Annotated in this window: 21 protein-coding genes, 1 tRNA gene and 1 riboswitch; of the genes, 12 read left to right on the top strand and 10 right to left on the bottom strand. The window is 37.5% G+C overall.

Annotated features, from left to right (window positions below; translation table 11 throughout):
* Nucleotides 1-80 precede the first annotated feature (80 nt).
* Nucleotides 81-160: riboswitch (cyclic di-GMP riboswitch) on the top strand.
* A 293-nt stretch (nucleotides 161-453) separates the two neighbouring features.
* From H4J39_RS09870 to H4J39_RS09875, 3 genes are all read left to right on the top strand, one after another.
* Nucleotides 454-1275, top strand: a complete 822-nt coding sequence (locus H4J39_RS09870; RefSeq protein ID WP_182227841.1) for a hypothetical protein — start codon at nucleotides 454-456, stop codon at nucleotides 1273-1275.
* Nucleotides 1276-1302: 27 nt separating this feature from the next.
* Entirely contained in the window at nucleotides 1303-1428 is a 126-nt protein-coding gene (locus H4J39_RS19165) for a hypothetical protein (RefSeq protein ID WP_259368804.1), read from the top strand.
* Between the two features lie 77 nt (nucleotides 1429-1505).
* Nucleotides 1506-2738, top strand: coding sequence for an EAL and HDOD domain-containing protein (locus tag H4J39_RS09875; RefSeq protein ID WP_182227843.1), 1233 nt, complete (start codon nucleotides 1506-1508; stop codon nucleotides 2736-2738).
* A 159-nt stretch (nucleotides 2739-2897) separates the two neighbouring features.
* On the opposite strand, the gene H4J39_RS09880 is transcribed toward H4J39_RS09875, so the two are convergent.
* The 3 genes from H4J39_RS09880 to H4J39_RS09890 form a co-directional block, all read right to left on the bottom strand.
* Nucleotides 2898-3098: a hypothetical protein gene (locus H4J39_RS09880; RefSeq protein ID WP_182227845.1), complete on the bottom strand. Its 201-nt coding sequence runs from the start codon at nucleotides 3096-3098 to the stop codon at nucleotides 2898-2900.
* Nucleotides 3099-3506: 408 nt separating this feature from the next.
* Nucleotides 3507-3583 (bottom strand) — tRNA-Ile (locus H4J39_RS09885).
* A gap of 164 nt (nucleotides 3584-3747) precedes the next feature.
* Nucleotides 3748-6507 (bottom strand): choice-of-anchor B family protein, encoded by a 2760-nt coding sequence (locus H4J39_RS09890; protein WP_182227847.1) that lies wholly within the window; start codon nucleotides 6505-6507, stop codon nucleotides 3748-3750.
* Between the two features lie 142 nt (nucleotides 6508-6649).
* Here H4J39_RS09890 and H4J39_RS09895 point away from each other — a divergent pair, with 142 nt between their 5' ends.
* Complete coding sequence (locus H4J39_RS09895) at nucleotides 6650-7486, top strand: MbnP family copper-binding protein (RefSeq protein WP_182227849.1); 837 nt, start codon at nucleotides 6650-6652, stop codon at nucleotides 7484-7486.
* Complete coding sequence (locus H4J39_RS09900) at nucleotides 7479-8639, top strand: MbnH family di-heme enzyme (RefSeq protein WP_182227851.1); 1161 nt, start codon at nucleotides 7479-7481, stop codon at nucleotides 8637-8639. Before H4J39_RS09895 ends, H4J39_RS09900 begins: the two co-directional genes overlap by 8 nt.
* Before the next feature lie 3 nt (nucleotides 8640-8642).
* Here the strand turns inward: H4J39_RS09900 and H4J39_RS09905 are convergent, their stop codons facing one another.
* The 5 genes from H4J39_RS09905 to rpsU all read right to left on the bottom strand — a co-directional run bounded on the left by H4J39_RS09905 (nucleotide 8643) and on the right by rpsU (nucleotide 13979).
* Nucleotides 8643-9272 carry a hypothetical protein gene (locus tag H4J39_RS09905; RefSeq protein ID WP_182227853.1) on the bottom strand — a complete coding sequence of 210 codons (630 nt, stop codon included), beginning with the start codon at nucleotides 9270-9272 and terminating at the stop codon, nucleotides 8643-8645.
* A gap of 105 nt (nucleotides 9273-9377) precedes the next feature.
* Nucleotides 9378-11213, bottom strand: a complete 1836-nt coding sequence (gene rpoD / locus H4J39_RS09910) for an RNA polymerase sigma factor RpoD (RefSeq protein ID WP_182227855.1) — start codon at nucleotides 11211-11213, stop codon at nucleotides 9378-9380.
* A gap of 114 nt (nucleotides 11214-11327) precedes the next feature.
* Nucleotides 11328-13085, bottom strand: a complete 1758-nt coding sequence (gene dnaG, locus H4J39_RS09915) for a DNA primase (RefSeq protein WP_182227857.1) — start codon at nucleotides 13083-13085, stop codon at nucleotides 11328-11330.
* A 195-nt stretch (nucleotides 13086-13280) separates the two neighbouring features.
* Nucleotides 13281-13727, bottom strand: coding sequence for a GatB/YqeY domain-containing protein (locus H4J39_RS09920; RefSeq protein ID WP_182227859.1), 447 nt, complete (start codon nucleotides 13725-13727; stop codon nucleotides 13281-13283).
* Nucleotides 13728-13763: 36 nt separating this feature from the next.
* Nucleotides 13764-13979 (bottom strand): 30S ribosomal protein S21, encoded by a 216-nt coding sequence (rpsU, locus tag H4J39_RS09925; protein ID WP_011045067.1) that lies wholly within the window; start codon nucleotides 13977-13979, stop codon nucleotides 13764-13766.
* Nucleotides 13980-14327: 348 nt separating this feature from the next.
* Here rpsU and tsaD point away from each other — a divergent pair, with 348 nt between their 5' ends.
* The gene (gene tsaD, locus H4J39_RS09930; protein ID WP_182227861.1) at nucleotides 14328-15386 is read left to right on the top strand and encodes a tRNA (adenosine(37)-N6)-threonylcarbamoyltransferase complex transferase subunit TsaD; all 1059 of its coding nucleotides are present in this window, start codon (nucleotides 14328-14330) and stop codon (nucleotides 15384-15386) included.
* Between the two features lie 177 nt (nucleotides 15387-15563).
* Here the strand turns inward: tsaD and plsY are convergent, their stop codons facing one another.
* A complete protein-coding gene (gene plsY, locus H4J39_RS09935) occupies nucleotides 15564-16142 on the bottom strand; it encodes a glycerol-3-phosphate 1-O-acyltransferase PlsY (protein WP_182227863.1) in 579 nt (192 codons plus the stop codon).
* A 245-nt stretch (nucleotides 16143-16387) separates the two neighbouring features.
* Here plsY and folB point away from each other — a divergent pair, with 245 nt between their 5' ends.
* The 5 genes from folB to H4J39_RS09960 all read left to right on the top strand — a co-directional run bounded on the left by folB (nucleotide 16388) and on the right by H4J39_RS09960 (nucleotide 20380).
* Nucleotides 16388-16762 carry a dihydroneopterin aldolase gene (folB, locus tag H4J39_RS09940; protein WP_182227865.1) on the top strand — a complete coding sequence of 125 codons (375 nt, stop codon included), beginning with the start codon at nucleotides 16388-16390 and terminating at the stop codon, nucleotides 16760-16762.
* Complete coding sequence (folK, locus tag H4J39_RS09945; RefSeq protein ID WP_182227867.1) at nucleotides 16762-17289, top strand: 2-amino-4-hydroxy-6-hydroxymethyldihydropteridine diphosphokinase; 528 nt, start codon at nucleotides 16762-16764, stop codon at nucleotides 17287-17289. Before folB ends, folK begins: the two co-directional genes overlap by 1 nt.
* 19 nt (nucleotides 17290-17308) lie before the next feature.
* Nucleotides 17309-18127, top strand: coding sequence for an undecaprenyl-diphosphate phosphatase (locus tag H4J39_RS09950; protein ID WP_182227869.1), 819 nt, complete (start codon nucleotides 17309-17311; stop codon nucleotides 18125-18127).
* A gap of 115 nt (nucleotides 18128-18242) precedes the next feature.
* The gene (locus H4J39_RS09955; protein ID WP_182177204.1) at nucleotides 18243-19397 is read left to right on the top strand and encodes an acyl-CoA dehydrogenase family protein; all 1155 of its coding nucleotides are present in this window, start codon (nucleotides 18243-18245) and stop codon (nucleotides 19395-19397) included.
* A gap of 134 nt (nucleotides 19398-19531) precedes the next feature.
* Nucleotides 19532-20380, top strand: a complete 849-nt coding sequence (locus H4J39_RS09960; RefSeq protein WP_310649739.1) for a tetratricopeptide repeat protein — start codon at nucleotides 19532-19534, stop codon at nucleotides 20378-20380.
* A gap of 142 nt (nucleotides 20381-20522) precedes the next feature.
* Here the strand turns inward: H4J39_RS09960 and msrA are convergent, their stop codons facing one another.
* On the bottom strand, nucleotides 20523-21074 hold the full coding sequence (gene msrA, locus H4J39_RS09965; protein WP_182227873.1) for a peptide-methionine (S)-S-oxide reductase MsrA: 552 nt from the start codon (nucleotides 21072-21074) through the stop codon (nucleotides 20523-20525).
* Between the two features lie 161 nt (nucleotides 21075-21235).
* Here msrA and H4J39_RS09970 point away from each other — a divergent pair, with 161 nt between their 5' ends.
* Nucleotides 21236-22483 carry a HAMP domain-containing sensor histidine kinase gene (locus H4J39_RS09970; RefSeq protein WP_182227875.1) on the top strand — a complete coding sequence of 416 codons (1248 nt, stop codon included), beginning with the start codon at nucleotides 21236-21238 and terminating at the stop codon, nucleotides 22481-22483.
* Nucleotides 22484-22486: the final 3 nt, after the last annotated feature.

Below are 22486 nucleotides of genomic sequence, written 5' to 3' on the forward strand. Positions count from 1 at the left end.
TAGTTCTTGTTATCTATTACTTTTATTTCTCGTCATTTCTTGTTGTGATTTATTGTAATTTCATGTCTAATGCAAACATAACAAGTTAATAGCAAACTGATCGTGAGATCAGGACGCAAAGCCACCAGTCTACTGCAGATTAGATAGTGGGGCTACCAAGGTTATTACGTATATTCATTCTCTACTATACGTTTCTCGGGAGGACCTTCTCTCGGCGTCCTAACTTTCTTCTATTCGCTTTTCTTGTTTATTCAAATTTACGTGTAAATCATAAATGGATTTCTATTTTTTTATACTAAAGCACTTAGCGTATTTACTTTTTTATCAACGCTTTAGCTCAAAGCAAACTTATTTATAAAGACGTTTGCTTTAGTTAAAACAATATAATAAAGAAGTATCTCGGCCTTACAGAAGTAACAAAGCTAGCTAAGTCAAAATATAAGGATGCTTACAGTGTATTTAACTATTTCAGTACTGGTTGTTCTCTCTTTGTTATTAGGTGTATTAGTTGAATTTATGAAAAGCATAAAAGAGAGAAAGTGGGTCGACAAGAACAAAAAATACGTGAAGTTACAACAGATTGTAACGCGTGGACAGCGATTACTTCAGGGCTGTATGTCATTATCTTTAACCGCAGTCAGTTCGATAGTTTGCTTAGAAAGAAATTTAACGGCGCTAAATGCATTAATAAAGATAAAGCGTACGGAAAATCGTCTTGAGGCTAAAGCTGAAATAGAAAGTAAACTGCTCCATTTTCGCCAACTCCCTCCAGCGGAAGATAATTTTTATGCGCTGCTATCCATACCTCATAACGAAACAGAATTGCGGGCGATACTAAATCACAGCATGATGTTAATGATGACTTTAAAAGCAGATCAATTTAAAGGGTATGTGAATGTTGCCGATGTACAAGAAGAATTGGATCAGCTCGACATATTAACAACACGTTTAAAATCTTCGATTTTTCATATTCAAGCGAGACAAGCCTTAGATAATAAAATGTATCACGAAAGTGGTGTCTTAAATGAAAACTCACTCGCTTTATTAACAAACATAAAATCTACAGATGAGGCGATAATAAGTTTAATAAACGAAAAAATTGATGTCATAAAACTTTTCAACGAAGGTGTGGCTGGGGTTGTTGAGGCGAAGAACCATGATTTTCACGATAAATTTAAAAAACAGAGTGAAGGGCAGGAAAATAATGTGCTTAGTGACGGTTTAGATGATTTTATCTGGCAAGGTCGTAAAAAACCTTCTAAAACAACCAGCTAAAATCTTATTGTCATAAAATGATTTAGTATGTTATTTGACGCAGTTAAAATTGATACCGCTTTAGGTGATATGAAAGTTAATAAAAAAGGTGATTTTGGGTTAATAGATAGATTATTACCCGATCTATTTATTATTAATTTAAAATTTAAATAATAGTAGATGACTAAAAATGAAATGTTTTTTTATCTTCGCTTCGCTCAAATTCCTGACGGATTAGGAGAATAATAATTATGAAAGTATATACCGCAAGACAAGCCATATTGAACCGAAAAGAAAATGTTGTAGCATATGAGTTGTTATATCGAGGCGGGCCTGAAAATTTCTTTCCATCAATTAATCCCCATAAAGCAACGTCAAAATTAATTATGAGAACTCATCTTAATCAAGGGTTAGGATTAATAACTGATAATAAACCCGCCTTAATTAACTTCCCTGAAGAGTCTATTTTAAATGGGTTACCTTTAATTTTACCGCCAAAGCAAGTCGTGATAGAAATACTTGAGACCGTTTCCCCTTCTGATGAAGTTTATCAAGTATGCAAAGATTTATATCACCAAGGTTACCATTTAGCCTTAGATGATTTTGTTTATAAGCCTGAATGGAATCGTTTTTTCAATTTAATGAAACTGATCAAGTTTGATATTCAAGCTACGCCACTTGATAAAATATCCCCGTTAATTAAGAAGCTAAAAGCGAGAAAGAATCTTAAGATTCTTGCCGAAAAAGTTGAGACTAAAGAAGAATTTTTACAAGCAAAAAAATTAGGTTTTAATTTTTTTCAAGGATATTACTTCTGTCGACCTGAAATGTCAGAAAGTAATGAAATAGATAGCCACCAACCCATTTTGTTAAGTTTGATTCAAGAGTGTCTGAGAACAACATTGAATATTAAACGTATCACCAGTTATTTTGAGCGAGATGTAGGGCTTTCCTTTAAGTTATTTAAATTTATTAATTCTGGCATCTTACCGATAAGCCAAGAGATAACATCGATTAAAAGCGCATTAATATATTTAGGCGAAGCCCAAACTAAGAAATTAATTCTACTTTTAGCTGCTGGGTCGTTAGCTAAAAAAAAGCCAAAAGAATTAACACGACTCGCTATTATTAGAGCAAGATTTTGTGAATTAATCGCAGAGAAAACGATACCTGAACATACAGAGGCTAGTTTTCTGGTTGGGTTGTTTTCTTTGTTAGATGCAATGCTAGATGCACCACTTGATAAAATAGTGAATAGCTTATCGTTACCTGCTGAGGTAGTCGCAGCACTAACAAGCGATAAACCCTCTACGTTAAAATATATTCTTAGCACGGTTAGCTATTATGAAAAAGGCAGTTGGTATAACACCAAAAGAAATGCTCAAAGGATTAATGTTGATTATGAAGAATTAGCTGATTACTATCAAAATGCATTGGTGTGGGCACGTAAATATAATGACGATCCTGTGACAGATTTTGAATAAACCGGTTTTGAATAAAGTATATGATACTTTATGTCTCTTCTTCGATAGAAATAACCGTCACTATTGCCGTTAAACGGTTAATTTTGGTCATCCATAATCCTTCCCTCCTAAGGTACCGCTTAGATACAATAATGGGCCTTAAATAATTATTTTTAATCATTAATTTATTTTATAGACTGCTTCAACACCGTAATAAATGTCAGTGCCCGCTTTATCATGCACAATACGTTGCTCTTGATAGGTACCGGTAGCATTATTTTCCCAAATGAGCACACCTAATAAAACAGCGGCAGTAAACGACTCCCCGTGAAATATATAATAATGGGCATCAATTGTTACGCCTGCTATTAAAATAGGCATCACCGGAAAGACATTTTAGAGGTATTCAACCACCATAAGCTGTGAAGACTCGTTTCCCAAATAAAAGTTGTTACACTTGTCATGTTAATTCACTTAGTGAGTTGGCATGTTGTTTTTTACAATCAATTGCCCTTTGGGAGTCAGAGACAGTTAGCTTCATTTGCGCAGGAAATGCCCTTGATATGTTTGTTTATGTGGTGTTATTTATTGATGAGGCAAAAGCTAACCATGGGCTATACCCGAAGTGTTTGAACGTTAAATAATAATGTTGTGCTGGTGTTACTCAGAGAGTTACTAAAAAGGCTGGCTATTGCAAATTGTTAATGGATCGTCTTCGACACTAAAATTGATAGTACCATTGGTTTTAATAAAGTTTTGGATTTTTTTGGACTTGATTGGAAGAAAAAGTGGTGGCCCCTCCCTGACTTGAACAGGGGACCTGTCGATTATGAGTCGAATGCTCTAACCAACTGAGCTAAGGGGCCATCTTTTTATCCGCTTTAAATTGAGACTTCAACTTAAAGCGGCGTGAAGTATAAGCATTTTTTATTTTGTTGTCACTAGCGTATTTTTAAAAAATGCTAAATTTTACATTGTTCGCTTAATTGTTAGGCAATATGGGTGATTTTATATCACCATTGCCTAGATACTATTTATTGATAATGACTTTTCTCTTGGTTAATAAAGATAATGAAAGGATTGTTAACCATAATATTGAGCCACCGCTACTTTTTGTATTGGGGGTTGGTGTTACTACAACGGGGGCGACTACTGAAACAATAACACTTCCTGTACTTGATGCCCCTCTGAAATCAGTAGCGGTAAGTTTAAATGTTAACGAGGCTGAAGTATTTGGGGCTGTAAAGCTGGCCGACAACATATCAGCGTTAGTTATTGATACCGCTGAGCCTGCTGTTTGCTCCCATAAGTAGGTCATACTGTCGCTTTCTGCATCTACGGCTTGAGCCGTTAACGTTACACCTTGGTTAGTATTTACTTCAAAATTTTCTCTTAGAGTAACTACAGGTGCTGTATTTTGATCATCATCAGCAATCGTGAATATAATTTCTGCATTGCCACCTAATCGGCTATTATCGATGCTTGATAAGGTTAAGGTGAACGTTTCATCTTCTTCTTCTTCAATATCATCAATAATCGTTAGTATGATTTCTTTAGTATCACTTTCACCTTCGCCCCAAGATACTTGCCCCGATGCATCAATAATATCGCTACCAATAATCGCTTGTCCTGAAGTGAGTTGATATTGGAATGATATACTGCCCGATGTGCTACCCATTCGGTTAACGTTTACGGTGTATTCCTCAACATTCTCTGCAATTGTTTGCTCGTCGAATTCAAAGCTTCCCGTTCCTTTGTCTATTAACCCAGTAATATTGATGGTGTTGTAACTGTTTGAGCCAAGTGTTGCACCATTAGTTGGATTATATAAACGTATAAAGAAAGACTCTGACAATTCGGTATTTGTTAGGTCATCTGCAATATCAATACTTATTGTTTTATCCGCATTGTCGTTTGCAGCCCAAGTGAGTGTGTTGTTTTCTATATCAAAGTCGGTACCTTTTTTGGCGCTACCTTGAATAACTTGGTAACTTACCGCAGTACTTTCTGTAATGTTTGAACCATTACGTTGCACAATGAGGTTCAGTGTTGTTCCTTGAGCGGTTTGCGTGCTTTTACTGGTAAAGCTGAACATTCCTTTCGTTGAAGCTTTAGCGTTATCTTTTAGTACATACAGACCACTGTTAATATCGCTAACAAGAATATTTCCTGACGGTAAAAATGGATACACGCCCCATGCACCATTAAAGCTCGCTGAGTTACTCGGTGTGAAAGTATCAAAGAACCCAACTTCAGTAGGCGTTGTAGGATCCGTAATGTCTAAAATGGTTAAGCCACGTTCGTAGTTAGACATATAGTATCTATTACCTCGAACAAAACCGTTATGATCAATCGCTTGTGTAGGACCGGTCCATTGGCCAACCTGTGTTGGGTTCGTTAGGTCCCCAATTGAAAATATTCTAACGGTGGTGTTTAATCCACCACGAAATTCATCAAATTCATCATGTAATAAAATGAACTGCTTATCTTCAGTGCCCCAACCAGAATGTACATATTTATTGTTCGGAGCTACGTCGTTATATTCAGCCGCACCTAACTGGGTTGAGTTATTTGGATCGGTGATATTCCATAACTTCATGACGTCTTCATTAAAATCAATGAAAACAGTACAACTACCAGATGTTAAACCACAATCATTAACTGAACGTTGATCATCTATAACAAGAGAAGCCCCATCATGGGTGTAGCCATTACCAAAATTGTTAGCAGTAACGTTGACTAATGTTTTTGGGTTTTCTAATGAATAGCTTTGGAAAGCTCCACCCCTACTGTTTGTGCCAATAAGTTGCAGTGAAGCTGTTTGATCTGGAAGCGTTATATTAAGGGTATGATCAACATTAGTGATATAAACATTATGGGCTCTACTGACCACTTTATTCTTTTCAACTAAGGTTATTGAATGAGGAAGATTGTTAAGGTCAATAATAGTCACATAATCTGTTGGACCATTACGAACACCTTCGGTTGTAACATAAGCATAGGCTTGCCATAAATTGATAGTTTCATCAAAGTATTGGTAAACTTTTACATCTCTCCATTGAGATGTTACACCTGCAATAGTTCCTACTTCTACAGGAGTCATGGGGGCTGTTACATCAACTACAACGACACCATTTGTTACACCCATAATAGCAAATTCATTACCCGTATTTAAATCTACATGTCCCCAAATGTCGTTGCCTTCAACAGGATCACTCGACATTGCAGTTAATGGGAGATGAGCGAGCAAATCAATGTTATTACAGTCAAAAATATCAGCTTTGCCATTAACACAAGGTTCATTTGCTTGGCTTTCACTGAGTTGATAATAACTTGCAAGTTTTTGTTTTAAATCTTTATCATTAGCAAAGGCTTTACCATCAGCAATAACGCGAAAACCGTTACTACGAAGCTCATCAACCATTTCAATTGGAATATTATGTAAAGTGGTCACATTTGACTGAGGGCTTTGCGATTGGTAATGATCAAATTGATTATAGCCTCCAACGACTGACACAAGAGCGCTTTTTAAATAAAATAGTTCTTCGCTTGAAGTGATTGTAAAGTCGCCTGAAGCAACAAGTACGTTGTCACCCTTGTTTGCCTGGCTAACAGCATAAGCAATTGTTTTGCAGGGTCTAAGAACATTATCACAGCGGTCTTTATCTACGCCATTAATAGCAACAAATCTCGACTTATCATGCTCTGAATGAGCTAATGTATTTGAAGAGAGTAAAAAATAGGATATTGAAATAATTGCAATGCCAAGAGGTAATGATATTTTAGCCATAATGTGCTCGTTTTTTATTTAGCTGTTCAATATTTGATGGCTTTACCATAGCAAGTTAACGTACAATTTAAAACTAACTCGTTAACATTACCTTAACCTCATGTAAATATTACTTTGCATTCAACGATTAAGCCTTATTCAAATGAACCGTTATATATTAAAAAAAATTTTATCTGTCACTACTATTTTTGGGTTAAGTATAACCTTACTTTCAGGATGTTTTCAAAAGGCACTCCCCACCAAAATTACTTTTCAAGCTGTTTATAAAAACACTGCCATCAACTGTGTAAGCACCTTCTCTGATGTTCATGAATTAAAAAGTAGCGAACCACAAAAGTGGCAATATCAGCAGTTACAGTTTTTTATCCATGGCGTTGAAGTTAATACCCGCAAGAATGGTTGGCAGCCTTGGTTGATGACAACAAATGTAAATCAAGCAGACAATGTCGCTTTATTGGGAGAGATCTGTGATAGAAAAAATGGCAAAGGTTATTGGCAACTCGAATTAATACCCTTAGATGAATCGGTTGTTGTTACTGATATTCGTTTTACTTTAGGTGTACCATTTGCACTTAATCACCTGAATCCATTAACCCAACCTAGTCCATTAAATGAGGCTTCAATGTTTTGGGGATGGCAAGGGGGGCATAAATTTATGCGGGCCGAGTTAGTCTCTCAAAACGATGACTGGCTATTTCACCTAGGCTCTACCGGTTGTAAAGCATTAAGCCCAGTACGTGCACCAAAAAATGAATGTTTGTATCCTAATCGCGTGTCTGTTTCTTTACCTTTTACCTTGGAAAATTCTACAATTGAATTTGATTTAGCGTTGTTAGTGCGAGATGTTGGATTAGCACGCAAAAATAGTTGTCAATCGGCAGCCGACGAAGAAAGCTGTAAAATGTTATTTAAAAATTTAGGTTTGGGAGCGAATAGTAGTAATGAATCGTTGTTATTTAAGACAAAAAATAATGAGTAATGGGCTTCTACATCGGGTTAAATTAACACTTCAGTGCTTATTCACTTTTGGCATTTGCTTGGTTTTGCAATCATGTAGTGATAATAAGAAGCTAGAAAGTGATTATCAGTGGCCAATTATCGCGGGATTCCCTAAACCACAAGTGCCGCAAGATAATCCGATGACTCAAGCAAAAGTTAATTTAGGAAAGAGCCTGTTTTTTGATAAGAATTTGTCAGCTAATCAACAACAAGCGTGTGCAAGTTGTCATCATCAAGAGTTTGCTTTTGGTGAAAATATCCCACATTCATTTGGCAGCACAGCACAACCACATAGACGTAATGCCTCTGCTTTAGTTAATATTGCGTATAACAAAACGTTAACGTGGGCACACGACGGTTTAACGTCAATTGAGCAACAAATACTTCTTCCGATGTTTGGTGAATCGCCGGTTGAGCTAGGCATAACCGGTCATGAAGAAGAGGTTTTAGCACGCTTTAGCTCAGAGACTTATCAAATATTATTTACCGAAGCATTTCCAAATCAAACCGTTAATTTCGACTTAATTGTCAAAGCATTAGCGAGTTATGTTCGCAGTTTAGTCTCTTTAAATTCACCTTTTGATACCTACGCATATTTGGCTGACGACAATGCTATTTCGGCAGAAGCTTTACGAGGGATGAATCTGTTTTTCTCAGAAAGGCTCGAGTGTCATCATTGTCATGGTGGATTTAATTTTACGCAGTCTACCAGCCATGAAAAACAGCTAATTGATCGCAGGCCTTTTCATAATACGGGTTTGTATAATGTAAGTAATAGTCACAAATCAGGTTACCCAAAACATGATACAGGTTTAGCAGAAATTTCAACCTTAGCAAGGGACGATGGTCGGTTTAGAGCGCCCACTTTACGTAATATTGAAGTCAGTGCTCCCTATATGCATGATGGCAGTATGGCGAATTTATCCGACGTTATTGACTTTTATGCGGCAGGTGGAAGAAATATTACAACAGGAAAACATCAAGGAGATGGTCGAAATAATCCATTAAAAAGTCAGTTTATCAAAGGATTTACTTTGACCACCGCAGAAAAAAACGATTTGCTGGCTTTCTTGAATACACTCACGGACCAAACATTTTTATCTGATCCCAAGCATATTATTGTTGAGAAGTAAGTCTTAAAACGTGAAGGTTAAACCTGCTGATAATTCACTTTGCACCCACATGTCGCTTGATATTGCGACTTCACAGGTATTGTTATCACAGAACATTGCATCTTTAGCGTCAATAAGTGTTGCATAGACTCTTGCACCTAAGCGAATAGCTACCTGTTCACTTAATTGTAATTTGCTATGAAACCCTAAATTAACCGACAGTTTGGTTTCATCATCAAGTTCTTTTGCATCAGGTGAAAAATGCGTAACACCAAAGCCACCAGAAAACCAAACGGGTATTAAGGTGTTTGAAATTGGTACATTACCGCCGATGTGTAGATAGCTTACTGACAGATCACTCGTATATGGTGTTAATAAACTTGCAGGTATTAGTTCACTCTCATAGTGGCTGAACAGTAATTCTCCTTGGCGTTTATCATCATAAGGCCAAGCGACAATTACGCCAAAACTTGAACCTTCATCTATCTCAATTTCTAACGATTGGGGTTCACTCATATCATAAAAGTCACCTGCAATATCAAAGTCCCCCCCTAAACGGTAACCTGCAAAGGGAGTTACTTCGATAGGCCCAGATTTAGACGCTAAAGTAGGTAGTGTTAAAAATAAAGAAAGTAATAGAATGATAAAGCGCATTGAAAGTCCTTTTATAAAATATGGGTTAAGTCGAGTTAATTTTAGGTAAAAAAAATCCAGTAAGTAATTACTGGATTTTAAGTCATCTATTTAAAAATGAAAGGTTTATTCGCCGTCTAAGAAACTTTTCAGTTGTTCAGAGCGAGAAGGGTGACGTAGTTTACGTAACGCTTTTGCTTCAATTTGACGAATACGTTCACGCGTAACATCAAATTGTTTACCTACTTCTTCTAAAGTATGGTCGGTATTCATATCGATACCAAAACGCATTCTTAGCACTTTAGCTTCACGAGCGGTTAAGCCAGCTAATACTTCGTGTGTAGCAAATTTCAAGTTTTCTGCAGTAGCAGAATCAACTGGTAGCTCACCGTTACCATCTTCAATAAAATCGCCTAAGTGTGAGTCTTCGTCATCACCAATAGGGGTTTCCATTGAAATAGGCTCTTTAGCAATTTTTAATACCTTACGGATTTTATCTTCAGGCATTATCATACGTTCTGCTAATTCTTCAGGTGTTGGCTCGCGTCCCATTTCTTGTAACATTTGACGTGATATACGATTCAATTTATTGATCGTTTCAATCATATGTACTGGAATACGAATCGTTCTGGCTTGATCAGCAATTGAACGAGTGATCGCTTGACGGATCCACCACGTTGCATACGTTGAAAATTTGTAACCACGACGGTATTCAAATTTATCAACCGCTTTCATCAAACCAATGTTACCTTCTTGAATTAAATCTAAGAATTGTAAACCACGGTTGGTGTATTTTTTCGCAATTGAAATAACAAGACGTAAGTTAGCTTCAACCATTTCTTTTTTCGCACGACGAGCCTTAGCTTCACCGATAGACATACGACGGTTAATATCTTTAATACCGTGTACATTTAAGAACGTTTCTTTTTCTAATTGGTTTAATTTATAAATACAGCGTTCAACGTCTAGTTCAATATCAGACATTTTTGCTGAGTAAGCATGACCCGCAGCTTTTTGTTCGTTAAACCAATCTTTAGAGGTTTCATTACCAGGGAATATCTTAATAAACGTTGTTTTAGGCATGCCCGCACCAACAACACAGTGCTTCATGATTAAACGTTCTTGAATACGTAATCTATCCATTACGCTACGCATGTTTTTAACAAGCTTATCAAAGAGTTTAGGTATTAAACGGAATTCTTTAAATACTTCAGCTAGATCATCAATTGCTGATTGTGCGTCTTTATGACCACGACCTTTAGCATCAATAACTTTATTTGCTTTCTCATAGGCATTGCGAAGCAATGTGAACTTTTCTTTAGCAAGCTCAGGACAAGGACCTGTATCTTCTTCTTCCTCGTCTTCATCATCAGATTTGTCTTCATCACTTAGATCTTCTTTCGAAAGTTCTGAGCCAATATGAGTCGCTGCCGCTGGAATTTCTTCTTCTTCGGCATCAGGGTCTAAAAAGCCAACAATAATGTCAGTTAAACGTACTTCTTCAGCTTCAAAGTTGTCCCACATATCGAGTAAGAAATTGATTGCCGGCGGATATTCAGCAACACTACGCTGAACTTCCTTAATGCCTTCTTCAATACGCTTGGCGATTACAATTTCGCCTTTACGTGTTAATAGTTCAACCGTACCCATTTCACGCATGTACATGCGGACAGGATCTGTTGTTCTACCAATTTCGCTTTCAACCGTAGCAAGTGCCTGGGCTGCTGCCTCAGCAGCATCTTCATCAGTATTACCTTCTGTCATCATCAAAGTATCTTGATCTGGAGCAGTTTCGAATACTTGAATACCCATGTCGTTGATCATTCTAACGATGTCTTCAACTTGGTCTGAATCGATTATGTCTTGTGGAAGGTGATCGTTAACTTGTGCAAAAGTTAAGTAACCTTGCTCTTTACCTTTGGTAATGAGCTCTTTAAGTCTAGATTGTGGGGCTTGATTCATTGACGAGTGTCCACCTAAATTATGGCTATCAAAATGAAAACAGTAAGCCGGAAATTATAGCTAATTGCTTAGTATATTGCCAGCGTTAAACTAAGTTCAACTTATTTTTACTTGCTACGCACTTAACAAACTGTGTAATTCTTGTTTCTCACTTTTGCTTAAACCACTTTCATATTCTTTAGCAAGCAATTGTTCTGTGCGTTGTTCAATAAATTTGTTTAAAAAACTTTCTATTACATCAATAAACATTGATTCAGCATTTTCAGGTTCTACATAGTGCTGTAAGCACATCAACTTTGTTAATTGGCTACCTTCAGTTGTCCCTCGAAAATGTTCAATCAATTGACCACTGTTAATATCTGAATTTTGTTTACATAGTACTAACAGACTATTTAGCAAGGGGATACCTGGCATATCGAGCTGTTGTAAAATGGTAATATCGGGTAATGCTCTAATGATATGGGGGTGCTCAAGTAATAATGCAATAGCAAGACGCAATGGTGTGATCTTACTTTGTTTTTTTACCGCACTCGCTTTATTATTTTGGACATTTTTTTTACGTAATTCTTCTAAACGCTTTTCGTTACCGCGTGCAAATTTATTGGCTAATTCGGTTAAAATTGAATCTTTCAACGTGCTGTCAGGAAGTTTATTTAAATAAGGCTGAAATAATTCAATCATTTTTGATTTACCTTCCAGCGTATTCATATTTACTTGCAAAGAAAGGTGATCAAATAGAAATACTGATAAAGGCGTGGCGTTATCTAAAATTTCTTCGAAAGCCTGTTGACCTTTTTCTCTAATTAATGAATCTGGGTCTTCGCCATCCGGTAAAAATACAAATTTTAAGCTAGTGCCGTCGTTAATTAAAGGAAGGGCATTCTCCATGGCTCGCCAAGCAGCATCACGTCCTGCGCGGTCGCCATCATAACAACAAATCACTTCTTTAACGGTTCTAAATAATGTTTGGCATTGTTCTGGCGTTGTTGATGTACCAAGCGAAGCAACAGCATAGTCAACCCCATGTTGTGCAAGGGCGACAACGTCCATATAGCCTTCAACAACGACTAAACGTGTTAATTGCTTATTGGCTTGTTTCGCTTCATATAAACCATATAATTCTTGGCCTTTATGATAAATACGTGTTTCTGGAGAGTTTAAATATTTTGGCGTACCATCACCCAAAACCCGTCCGCCGAAACCGATAACCCGTCCACGCTTGTCTCGAATAGGAAATTGAATTCGGCCTCTAAATCGATCATATGGACGGTTTTTATCTCCTTTAATCGCCATGCCTAAATCAACAAGCTGTTGCGTTGCTGAAGGATTTGTAGCGAAAATGTTCATCATGCCATCCCAAGCATCGCTGATATAACCAATACCAAAGCGCTTAACGACTTCACCGCTTAGTCCACGACCTTTTAGGTACTCGATGGCGGTATCTTTGTCTTGGGCAACTTTTAATTGTTGTTGATAAAAGCGACTAATTTTTTCCATCAGCTCATAATCGTCTTGTTTTTGTTGATGTGCTTGTTGCTGTTGTTTAAGTTGTGCAGGACTATGGTTGTTTTTTTCGCGAGGCACTTCCATATTATAATGAGAAGCAAGTTCTTCAATCGCGTCAGGAAACTCTAAACGATCAAATTCCATTAAAAAAGAAATGGCATTGCCATGTTCGCCACAACCAAAGCAATGATAAAACTGTTTATCTTGGCTAACGCTGAATGAAGGAGACTTTTCGGTATGAAAGGGGCAGCAAGCTTGATAATTTTTACCTGCTTTTTTTAAGGGAACCCGAGAATCGATCAATTCGACAATATCAGCGCGAGCCAATAAGTCATCTATAAATTGTCGAGGGATCATACCAGTCATTACTACTTTATCTTTGGTTGTTTGTGCGATGTTTATTTTAAACTTAATTTACCTGATGGGGTAGGTGTTTTTTAGTTTCTCGTTAAGATGAAACGTTAAGTGAGCTTTATATAAACAAAAAAGCCGTGAAATAAATTTCACGGCTTTAAAATATTTTTCTATAAGATTAAGTGAGTAAGCTTTTGTTACAACCCTTTATGCGTTCAAGGTATTGCGAACTTGGCCACTTACGGCGCCTAAGTCTGCTTTACCTTGCATTAAAGGTTTTAATACCGCCATTACTTTACCCATGTCAGCCATTGAAGCTGCACCGGTATCGGCAATAGTTTTCGTAATTAACTGACTAACTTCTTCGCTTGAAAGAGGTTGCGGAAGAAAAAATCCTAACGCGGTTACTTCTTCAGCTTCTTTAGCAGCTAATTCATCTCGACCACCCTCAGTAAACATCTTGATTGACTCTTTACGCTGTTTAACCATTTTGGTTAAAATCGCAATGACGTTCTCATCAGTTGCTTCGAGGTTATGATCGATTTCGGCTTGTTTAACAGCTGATATAGCCATGCGAATAACACCAAGACGACATTTGTCTTTAGCACGCATAGCAACTTTCATTTCATCTCTGAGTTGATTTATTAAACTCATATTTTACTCGATAGTCTTAAATACTACTAAGGTATCTTAGTACATGCGAACGCGGCGAGCGTTTTCACGAGAAACTTTTTTAGCGGCACGTTTAACTGCAGCAGCTTTCTTACGTTTACGTTCCCAAGTAGGCTTTTCGTAAGATTCGCGACGGCGAACTTCTGAAAGGATCCCTGCTTTTTCACATGAACGTTTAAAACGACGTAATGCAACGTCAAATGGTTCGTTTTCTCTAACTTTAATTACTGGCATGTATAACCTTAGTATGTATCTATATGATTGGTGTATTGCTTAAACATTATTGCTTCGCAAACACCCACTCTATCAAAATTGGGTGACGTATTTTAAAGCTAACCACTAGTTAAAGTAAAGTGTAATATTTTCTAAAACTAAAATTAGCTAATTTAATACTCGTTTTATTATATATCTGCCCATTTTAAATAGCTAAAAAGAATAAAAACTTCGTTTACCTTTATCTATTTTTTCATAAAAAAGTAGATCACAACCTTAATCAAATGGGTATAATACTTATATAGGGGCGTTAAAATCGCTCGATAAAATGAAAGTAAACGTTATTTAGATTTTTAGGTTAAGGGTATTATGCGAATTTTAGGTATAGAAACATCTTGCGATGAAACAGGCATTGCTATTTATGACGACGGCGAAGGTGATTTACCCGAAGGTATCGTTGCGCATCGTTTATATAGCCAAATTGCTGTTCATGCTGACTATGGCGGTGTCGTTCCTGAATTAGCGTCCCGAGATCATGTCCGTAAAACTATCCCCTTAATTAAAGAAGTCTTAAAAGAGGCAAATCTAACACCTGCTGATTTAGACGGTGTTGCCTATACAGCAGGGCCTGGGTTAGTCGGGGCTTTATTAGTCGGCTGTTCAATTGGCAGAAGTTTAGCCTATGGCTGGGGTCTACCTGCGGTGCCTGTTCATCATATGGAAGGGCATTTATTGGCACCGATGTTAGAAGAAAATGTACCCGAATTTCCTTTTGTTGCTTTGCTCGTCTCTGGTGGACATACCATGCTGGTGCGTGTTGACGGTATTGGTCAATATGAAATGTTAGGTGAATCGGTTGATGATGCCGCCGGTGAAGCATTCGATAAAACCGCAAAACTACTCGGGCTTGATTACCCAGGTGGACCAGCGTTATCTAAAATGGCTGAAAAAGGCACCCAAGGACGGTTCAAATTGCCACGCCCTATGACCGACCGTCCTGGTTTAGATTTTAGTTTTAGTGGTTTAAAAACAGCTGCCGGTACGGTTATTCGCAAAGAAATAGCGTTACAAAAAGCACAAGGCAATGAAGGTATGGATGAGCAAACCCATGCTGATGTTGCTTATGCATTCCAAGAAGCGGTCGTTGATACGTTAGCAATAAAATGTCGCCGAGCTTTGCAGCAATGTGAATTAAAGCGTTTAGTGATTGCTGGAGGTGTTAGCGCCAACACGTCTCTTCGAGAAAAGTTAGGAGAAATCACTAAAAAATTGGGCGGCGAAGTTTTTTATCCACGTCCTGAGTTTTGTACAGATAACGGTGCCATGATCGCTTATGCAGGTTTACAACGTTTAAAAGCCGGAACTGACGCAGATTTATCGTTTAAAGCCACGCCTCGTTGGCCATTAGATACTTTACCTGCTGTTTAAGTAACATTAGCTAAATATAGTCACTCTTGGTTTTGCTGCCTGAGTGACCCTGACTTTTGCATTCAGTATTCGTATATGCCACTAATTTTGATTTTTATAAGGGGTTAAGTGGAGGTAGGACATTAGGGGAATGCAGGAGCAGTTACCGATAATAACGATGGGGTTCAACGAGTGATTTTACTTGGTTTTAGTAAAAGTAACCTTACTTTCATGTCCTTTAATTAATCGCCAAATATTATCTTTGTGGCGAAATATAATTAACACCGATAGCATCATCACTGGATACATATATAAAGGTTTTAACAGCCAAATATAAAAAGGAGCTAGAGATACCGTAACAATCGCGGCTAAACTTGAATACCGCGTAAAATATATCACACTTACCCAAGTCAAAATTAGCAGGCCGCCTAAATCTAAACCAATAGGGAGTAAGACGCCAAGTGCCGTTGCAACAGCTTTCCCGCCTTTAAAGTTAAAAAATATCGGGTACATATGCCCCAAACAAGCAGCAAGTGCGATAAGCCCTAAATTAAGAGGGTCTAAGCCAAGAAAATATGCGCCCCACACCGGTATAGTCCCTTTTAGAACATCAAAGGCGAGTACCAATGCAGCGATATATTTATTACTTATGCGCAAAACATTGGTTGCGCCGGGGTTGTTTGAGCCTGCAGTTCGAGGGTCTGGTAGATTAAATAATTTACACAATAAAATAGCACTAGAAATCGAGCCGACTAAATAGGCAGCAATCATGATCATCAGTGTTATTAATAAAGCGCTAATAAAAAACCTCCAAATATATTATTAAAATACATACTGTTTATCACTAATATTTTAATAATTTTTGATATTCTAGCGTGTCGTAATCGCAATGCAAATAAGTTTTTTTACATGTATAGCAATAAAAAATATTAATTGATCAGTGACCCCTAGTTTTTATAGTTTTGCACAGGTAAAATCGGCTTCTATTTTTAGTTGTTTCATTAAATAATGAGTATACGTTAATGGATAAAGTTTATATTGAAGGCTTGAGCATTCAAACCACCATAGGTTTTTTCGAATGGGAAAAAGGGATCAAACAAACTTTAGTGATTGATCTAGTGATGGGCTGGGATACTGCTAGAGCCGCTGAAAATGATGAATTAGCTAAAACACTCGACTATGCCGAAATATCAATAAAAATTGAAGAGTTCGCTAATAAAAACCCTGTAGATTTACTTGAAACATTAGCAGAGCGTTTAGCTAAGTTTCTAATGGAAACTTATCATATCCCCTGGCTTAAGTTAAAAGTTGGAAAGCCTAATGCTGTGCACAACGCTGCCACTGTTGGTGTTGAAATTGAGCGTAGTCATCCATCACATAACAGTAAACATGGGTAATGGCGCGCTTATATATTTCTCTTGGCAGTAATGTCGACCGTCAGCACTACCTAAATACCGGGCTTACAGCACTTGAATTACTACTCGGCGAACTGACTTTATCGTCTTTATTTGCGAGTGAATCTGTAGGTTTTGACGGCGCTGAATTTTATAACATGGTGATCGGTGCAACGACCGAACTTAACATTGAACAGGTTACCAAAGCACTGCGTGATATTGAGTTTACTAATGGTCGCCCCATTGATGCCAAAAAATATAGCCCCCGCACTTTAGATTTAGACTTACTCCTTTTTGACGATTTAGTGTTAAACACTCCGGCACAAATTCCCCGTGCCGAAATCACCGAGAATGCCTTTGTTTTATGGCCGCTTGCTGAAGTGGCTCCACAGTTAAAACACCCTATTTTATTGCAATCGTATCAGCAACTTTGGCAAGCATATGATAAAAATCAACAAGCGTTAACGAAAGTGAAATTTTCTTGGCAGAGCCAATTAGAAAAGCCAGCCACAAAAAAAATTGAATTATAAATAAGGAACATAATAACCAATGACCATCACAGAAATATTTATTTTAGCTATTTTACAAGGTTTAACGGAGTTTTTACCGGTATCAAGCTCTGCGCATTTAATATTACCTTCTGCTGTTTTAGGTTGGAAAGACCAAGGCATAGCGCTCGATGTTGCTTTACATGTGGGGACGCTACTTGCTGTTGTTTTATATTTTCGTAAAGACGTTGCCAATATGGCGGTTGCTTGGGTTGGCAGTATTAAGGGAGATAATACCCGCTTTGATGGCAAGCTTGCTTGGTGGATATTATTTGCCACTATCCCATTAGGTATCTTTGGTTTACTTGGCAAAGACTTTATTGAAGCGCATTTGCGAACTGCCGCGGTGATTGCTGCTACTACCTTGATTTTTGGCTTTTTACTTGGCTATGCTGATATTAAAGCGGGTAAAAGAAAAACGACTGAGCATATTGATTTTGAAAAGTTAGGGTTTAAAGGCGCCATGCTCATTGGTTTGGCACAAGCTGTCGCATTAATTCCTGGTACATCGCGTTCAGGTATCACGATGACCATTGGTTTGATGTTAGGTTTAAGCCGAGAAAATGCTGCACGATTTTCTTTTTTACTCTCCATTCCTGCTATTGCTATGGCGGGGAGTTATTTAACGCTAAAATTAATTACCGAAACGGGTCCTGTTGACTGGAACGCTATCGGGTTAGGCAGTGTGTTAGCTTTTTTTAGTGCTTATGCCTGTATTCATTACTTTCTCATATTACTTGAAAAAGTAGGTATGATGCCATTTGTTATCTACCGGTTAGTACTCGGCGTCGCATTACTGTGGTTTATAATGGTTAATTGATCTTAATCGATTTTGATATCGTTTAGTTAAGACACAAAAGAAATAATAATAAAGATATTACATGAGAAATAATTTTCAAATGTTCATCCTATACAAATACAAAAGTGAGTAAGTAATGAATTTATCATTAACCGAAGAACAGATGATGATTCAAGATATGGCAAAAAAATTCGCCGAAAGTGAATTAGCTCCTGTAGCGGCCGAACTTGATGAAACCCAAGATCAAACACTTTTTCTCAATAAGCTTGCGCAACTAACTGAACTGGGCTTTATGGGGTTAAATATTAAAGCAGAGTATGGCGGCGTAGAAGCCGGTACGGTTGCTTTTAGTTTAGCAATAACCGAAATAGCAAGAGCCTGTGCCTCAACTGCGGTTACTACTTCAGTAACCAATATGGTTGCCGAGGTTATTCAAGCGGTGGGTAATGAGGATCAAAAGCAAAATTATTTGCCTAAAATTTGTAGTGGTGAATATAAAGCAGGTGCTTTTTGTTTAACCGAAAATAGTGCAGGCTCTGATCCCGCAGGTATGAAAACCTCAGCGGTACTTGATGGTAACGAATACGTGTTAAATGGTAGTAAACTTTATATTACCAGTGCTAGCTTTGCCGATATCTTTGTTGTTTGGGCGGTAACCGACCCTACAGCGCGAAAAGGGAAGGGCATTTCATGTTTCTTAGTGGAAGCAAACACGCCAGGTATCACAGTAAGCAAACCTGAAGACAAAATGGGACAAAAAGCATCACCGACCAATGAAGTGAATTTTAACGATTGTCGTATACCTGCATCAGCTATGATGGGTAAAGAAAATAAAGGCTTTGGCGTTGCTGTTGGCGAACTTGCTGGTGGTCGTATTGGTATTGGCTCATTAGCGTTAGGTATTGGTTTAGCCGCTATGGATTACGCCCGTGCATTTATTACTGAACGTCAGCAATTTGGCCAAGCATTATCAAACTTCCAAGGTTTACAATGGAAGCTCGCTGAGCGTTACACTGATTTAGAAGCTGCCCGCCTGTTACTTATGCAAGCGGCTTACACAAAAGAACAAGGTTTACCGTTTGGTAAATCAGCTTCTATGGCGAAGTTATTTGCTGCTGAAAAAGCCAATATTGCTTGTTACGACGCATTACAATTGATGGGTGGTGCAGGGTACATTAAAGAATATCCATTAGAGCGTATGGCACGAGATGTCCGCATTACCACTATTTATGAAGGTACGAGCGAAATTCAAAAAATAATTATTGCTCGTGAGTTATTGAGCGAAGTCTAATTATTATCACGCCTAACGCAAAAAGCTGAATTCCTGCTGGAATTCAGCTTTTTGCGTTAGGGCACTTGAGCTTTCTATAATCGCCCCAAAATATAGATTATAGACGCTCATCAATAAACTAAATGGAAGTGAATGTGACTACAAATGCCATTGAAATTACCCTAGAAAATTTTCAACAAGTTATTTTAGAAGAATCAAAGACCAAGTTAGTCTTAGTCGACTTTTGGGCGGCGCAGGTACCGGAAAGTTTAGAGCTAAAAGATAAGTTAGCCCATGGCTTACAAGGTTTTGAAGAATATATATTATATGCCACAGTCGACTGTCAAACTCAGCAACAAATTGCCCAACAGTTTGGTATTCAAGGGCTACCTACAGCTATCTTAGTTAAAGATGGTCAACCACTTGACGGATTAACTGGACCGCAAAACGATGAGCATATCAAAGAGTTTTTAGCGAATCATTTACCTAAAGAAGAAGATTTGCTGCTTATTCAGGCCCAAAAATTATTAGCAGATAATCATGTTAATGATGCTTTTACCGTGATCAATAATGCTTATCAACTCAACAGTGAACGTGCTGATATTAAATTAATGTTGACGGATGTTTATTTGCAAACAGGTAAAGTAGTGGAAGCTGAGTCATTATTAGCTACGATTATGATGGTTGATCAAGACAGCTACTACCATGCACTTATCGCTAAGCTTGAACTCGCGAGCCAAGCGGCCGACTCACCTGAAATTAAAGCGCTAGAAGCTCAACTCGCAAATGATACGGATAATATAGAACTACAACATCAACTTGTTGCCCAGTACAGCCAAGTTAATCGTCATGAAGAAGCGTTGGTATTATTATTTAGACTCATGCAAAAAGATAGTGCAGACACGGCGAGCAAAGACTTATATCTTGATGTGCTAAAGGCCTTGCCTGATGGCGATCCATTAGCGAATAAATATCGAAGAAAATTATACACCTTGATGTATTAAGTCATTAATCATCGGTATGTAAATCATTAAAAGTCTCACTTATTATTTATAGGAGAGACTTAAAACGTGGCCTATACCCAGATAAAAAATATTGATGAAGCCTTAATATAAAGTTTTCAGCTACATCAGCTATCTATTTAGTCTAAGTCTCTGTAGGTTTTAGTTTACCTACAAAGGTTTTTCTAAATTTTGCTAATTTTGGCGAAACAACCGCTTGGCAATAAGGGTTGCCAGGATTGTTATTAAAATAGTCTTGATGTAAATCTTCACCAGAGAAGAACTCTGATGCTTCGGTTACTTCGGTCACGACAGCTGAACTATACATATTACTAGCGTCGACTTCTTTAATAATATCTTCAGCAATTTGCTGTTGCTCTTTATTGTGATAAAAAATTCCTGAACGATACTGAGTACCTATATCGTTGCCTTGACGATTTAACTGACTGGCATCGTGCAGTGTGAAGAAAACTTCTAAGATTTCACGACTCGTTATTTCGCTGTTATCAAAAGTTAGTTGCACAACTTCGGCATGACCCGTTTGACCTGAGCAAACATCTTCATAGGTTGCTAGTGCGGCACTACCGCCCATATAACCTGAGATTGCAGATTTAATTCCTATTAATTGGTTGTATGCACCTTCAATACACCAAAAGCAACCGCCAGCTAGTGTGATTTTTTCTTCATGTGATGACATTAAAATTAACCTTAATATATGTAATTAAAATAACTGTACAGCAATAGACGTTTAGATGTCTATATGTTTTTATCTGAAATTTAAAAAAAACTATTTTTGATCCGTTTTAAAGGTAAAAATTAGCGTAATATCAACACATACTATTAACTAGAACAAACGTTATGTCTTTATTTTTTCGAAAATTCAATCAAGTTCGCACGGTTCTCTTACTGCGTAGTGTGGCAATTATCATTCAGCTTATATTGATATTTTTTGTTAATGTAATTTTAGCATATCAACTTCCTTGGTTACCGTTAATCATTGTTATTTTTAGCGAAATTTTATTTACCTTAGCGAGCTATTTATATTATCGTTCGGGTAAAGAAGCAGATAAGTTTGCTTTACTTGGGCAAGTTTGTGCTGATATTTTATTTCTAGCGCTTATTCTTTATTACAGTGGTGGAGCAACTAATGCCTTCGTCTCTTTACTGCTTATCCCTATTGCTATTGCAGCTGTAACATTACCCCCGCTAATGTTAGGGGGGGTTGCGTTACTAGCTATTGCTTCTTACAGTGTTTTACTTTGGTTATTACCCATGTCAGTTATGCATGGCAATATGGAAAGTCACTTTATTGGTATGTGGATTAACTTTCTATTTTCTAGCATTGTTGTTGCTACAGTTGTTGGGAGAATGGCTCGAAGAATTTCCCAGAAAGAATTAGCGATAGCGGCTTTTCGGGAAGAGCAATTAAAGCAAGAAAAAGTTATGTCATTAGGTGTTGCTTCAGCACAAATAACGCATCAACTCGCCACGCCTATTGCTACAGTACAGCTACTGGTCGATGAGCTCAGTGATGAGTTACCAGAACACCCGGTGGTGGCAGACCTTCAATTACAATTATTACGCTGTAGTGAAAGTTTAGCTGAATTTCGTGAAATGGTTTTTGAGATAAAAGAGCAAAAATCAAAGGTAGTTTATTGTACTGACATTATTAAACAGGTCGCTGAACATATTAGTCTTAATTACCCAGAGATTAGTGCTAATTTTTTACCTAATAATAATCAGTCTCCATTAGGTAAAAGCGCAGAAATATTAGCAGATGCCTCTTTATTACCGGCGATTTTAAATTTAGTCAATAATGCCGTCCAAGCAACTAAAATGAATAATAGTGATAGAATTGAACTATCCAGTGCCTGTGATCAAATAAACTGGCTGCTAAGTATTCGTGATTTTGGTCGGGGTTTTACTCCCTCAACGTTAAGTGAGTTAGGCGTTAAACCTGTCAATAGCAAGCATGGTTTAGGTATGGCTGTATTTTTGAGTCATGCAAGTTTAGAGCGATTAGGTGGAAGATTAACCTTAACCAATCATCTTGATGGTGGCGCTTTAGTAACGTTAAAATTACCCTTAATTACTGATGGTATGTAAAGT

Source organism: Colwellia sp. Bg11-12, assembly GCF_014076955.1.
In the GTDB taxonomy this organism is placed as follows: domain Bacteria; phylum Pseudomonadota; class Gammaproteobacteria; order Enterobacterales; family Alteromonadaceae; genus Colwellia_A.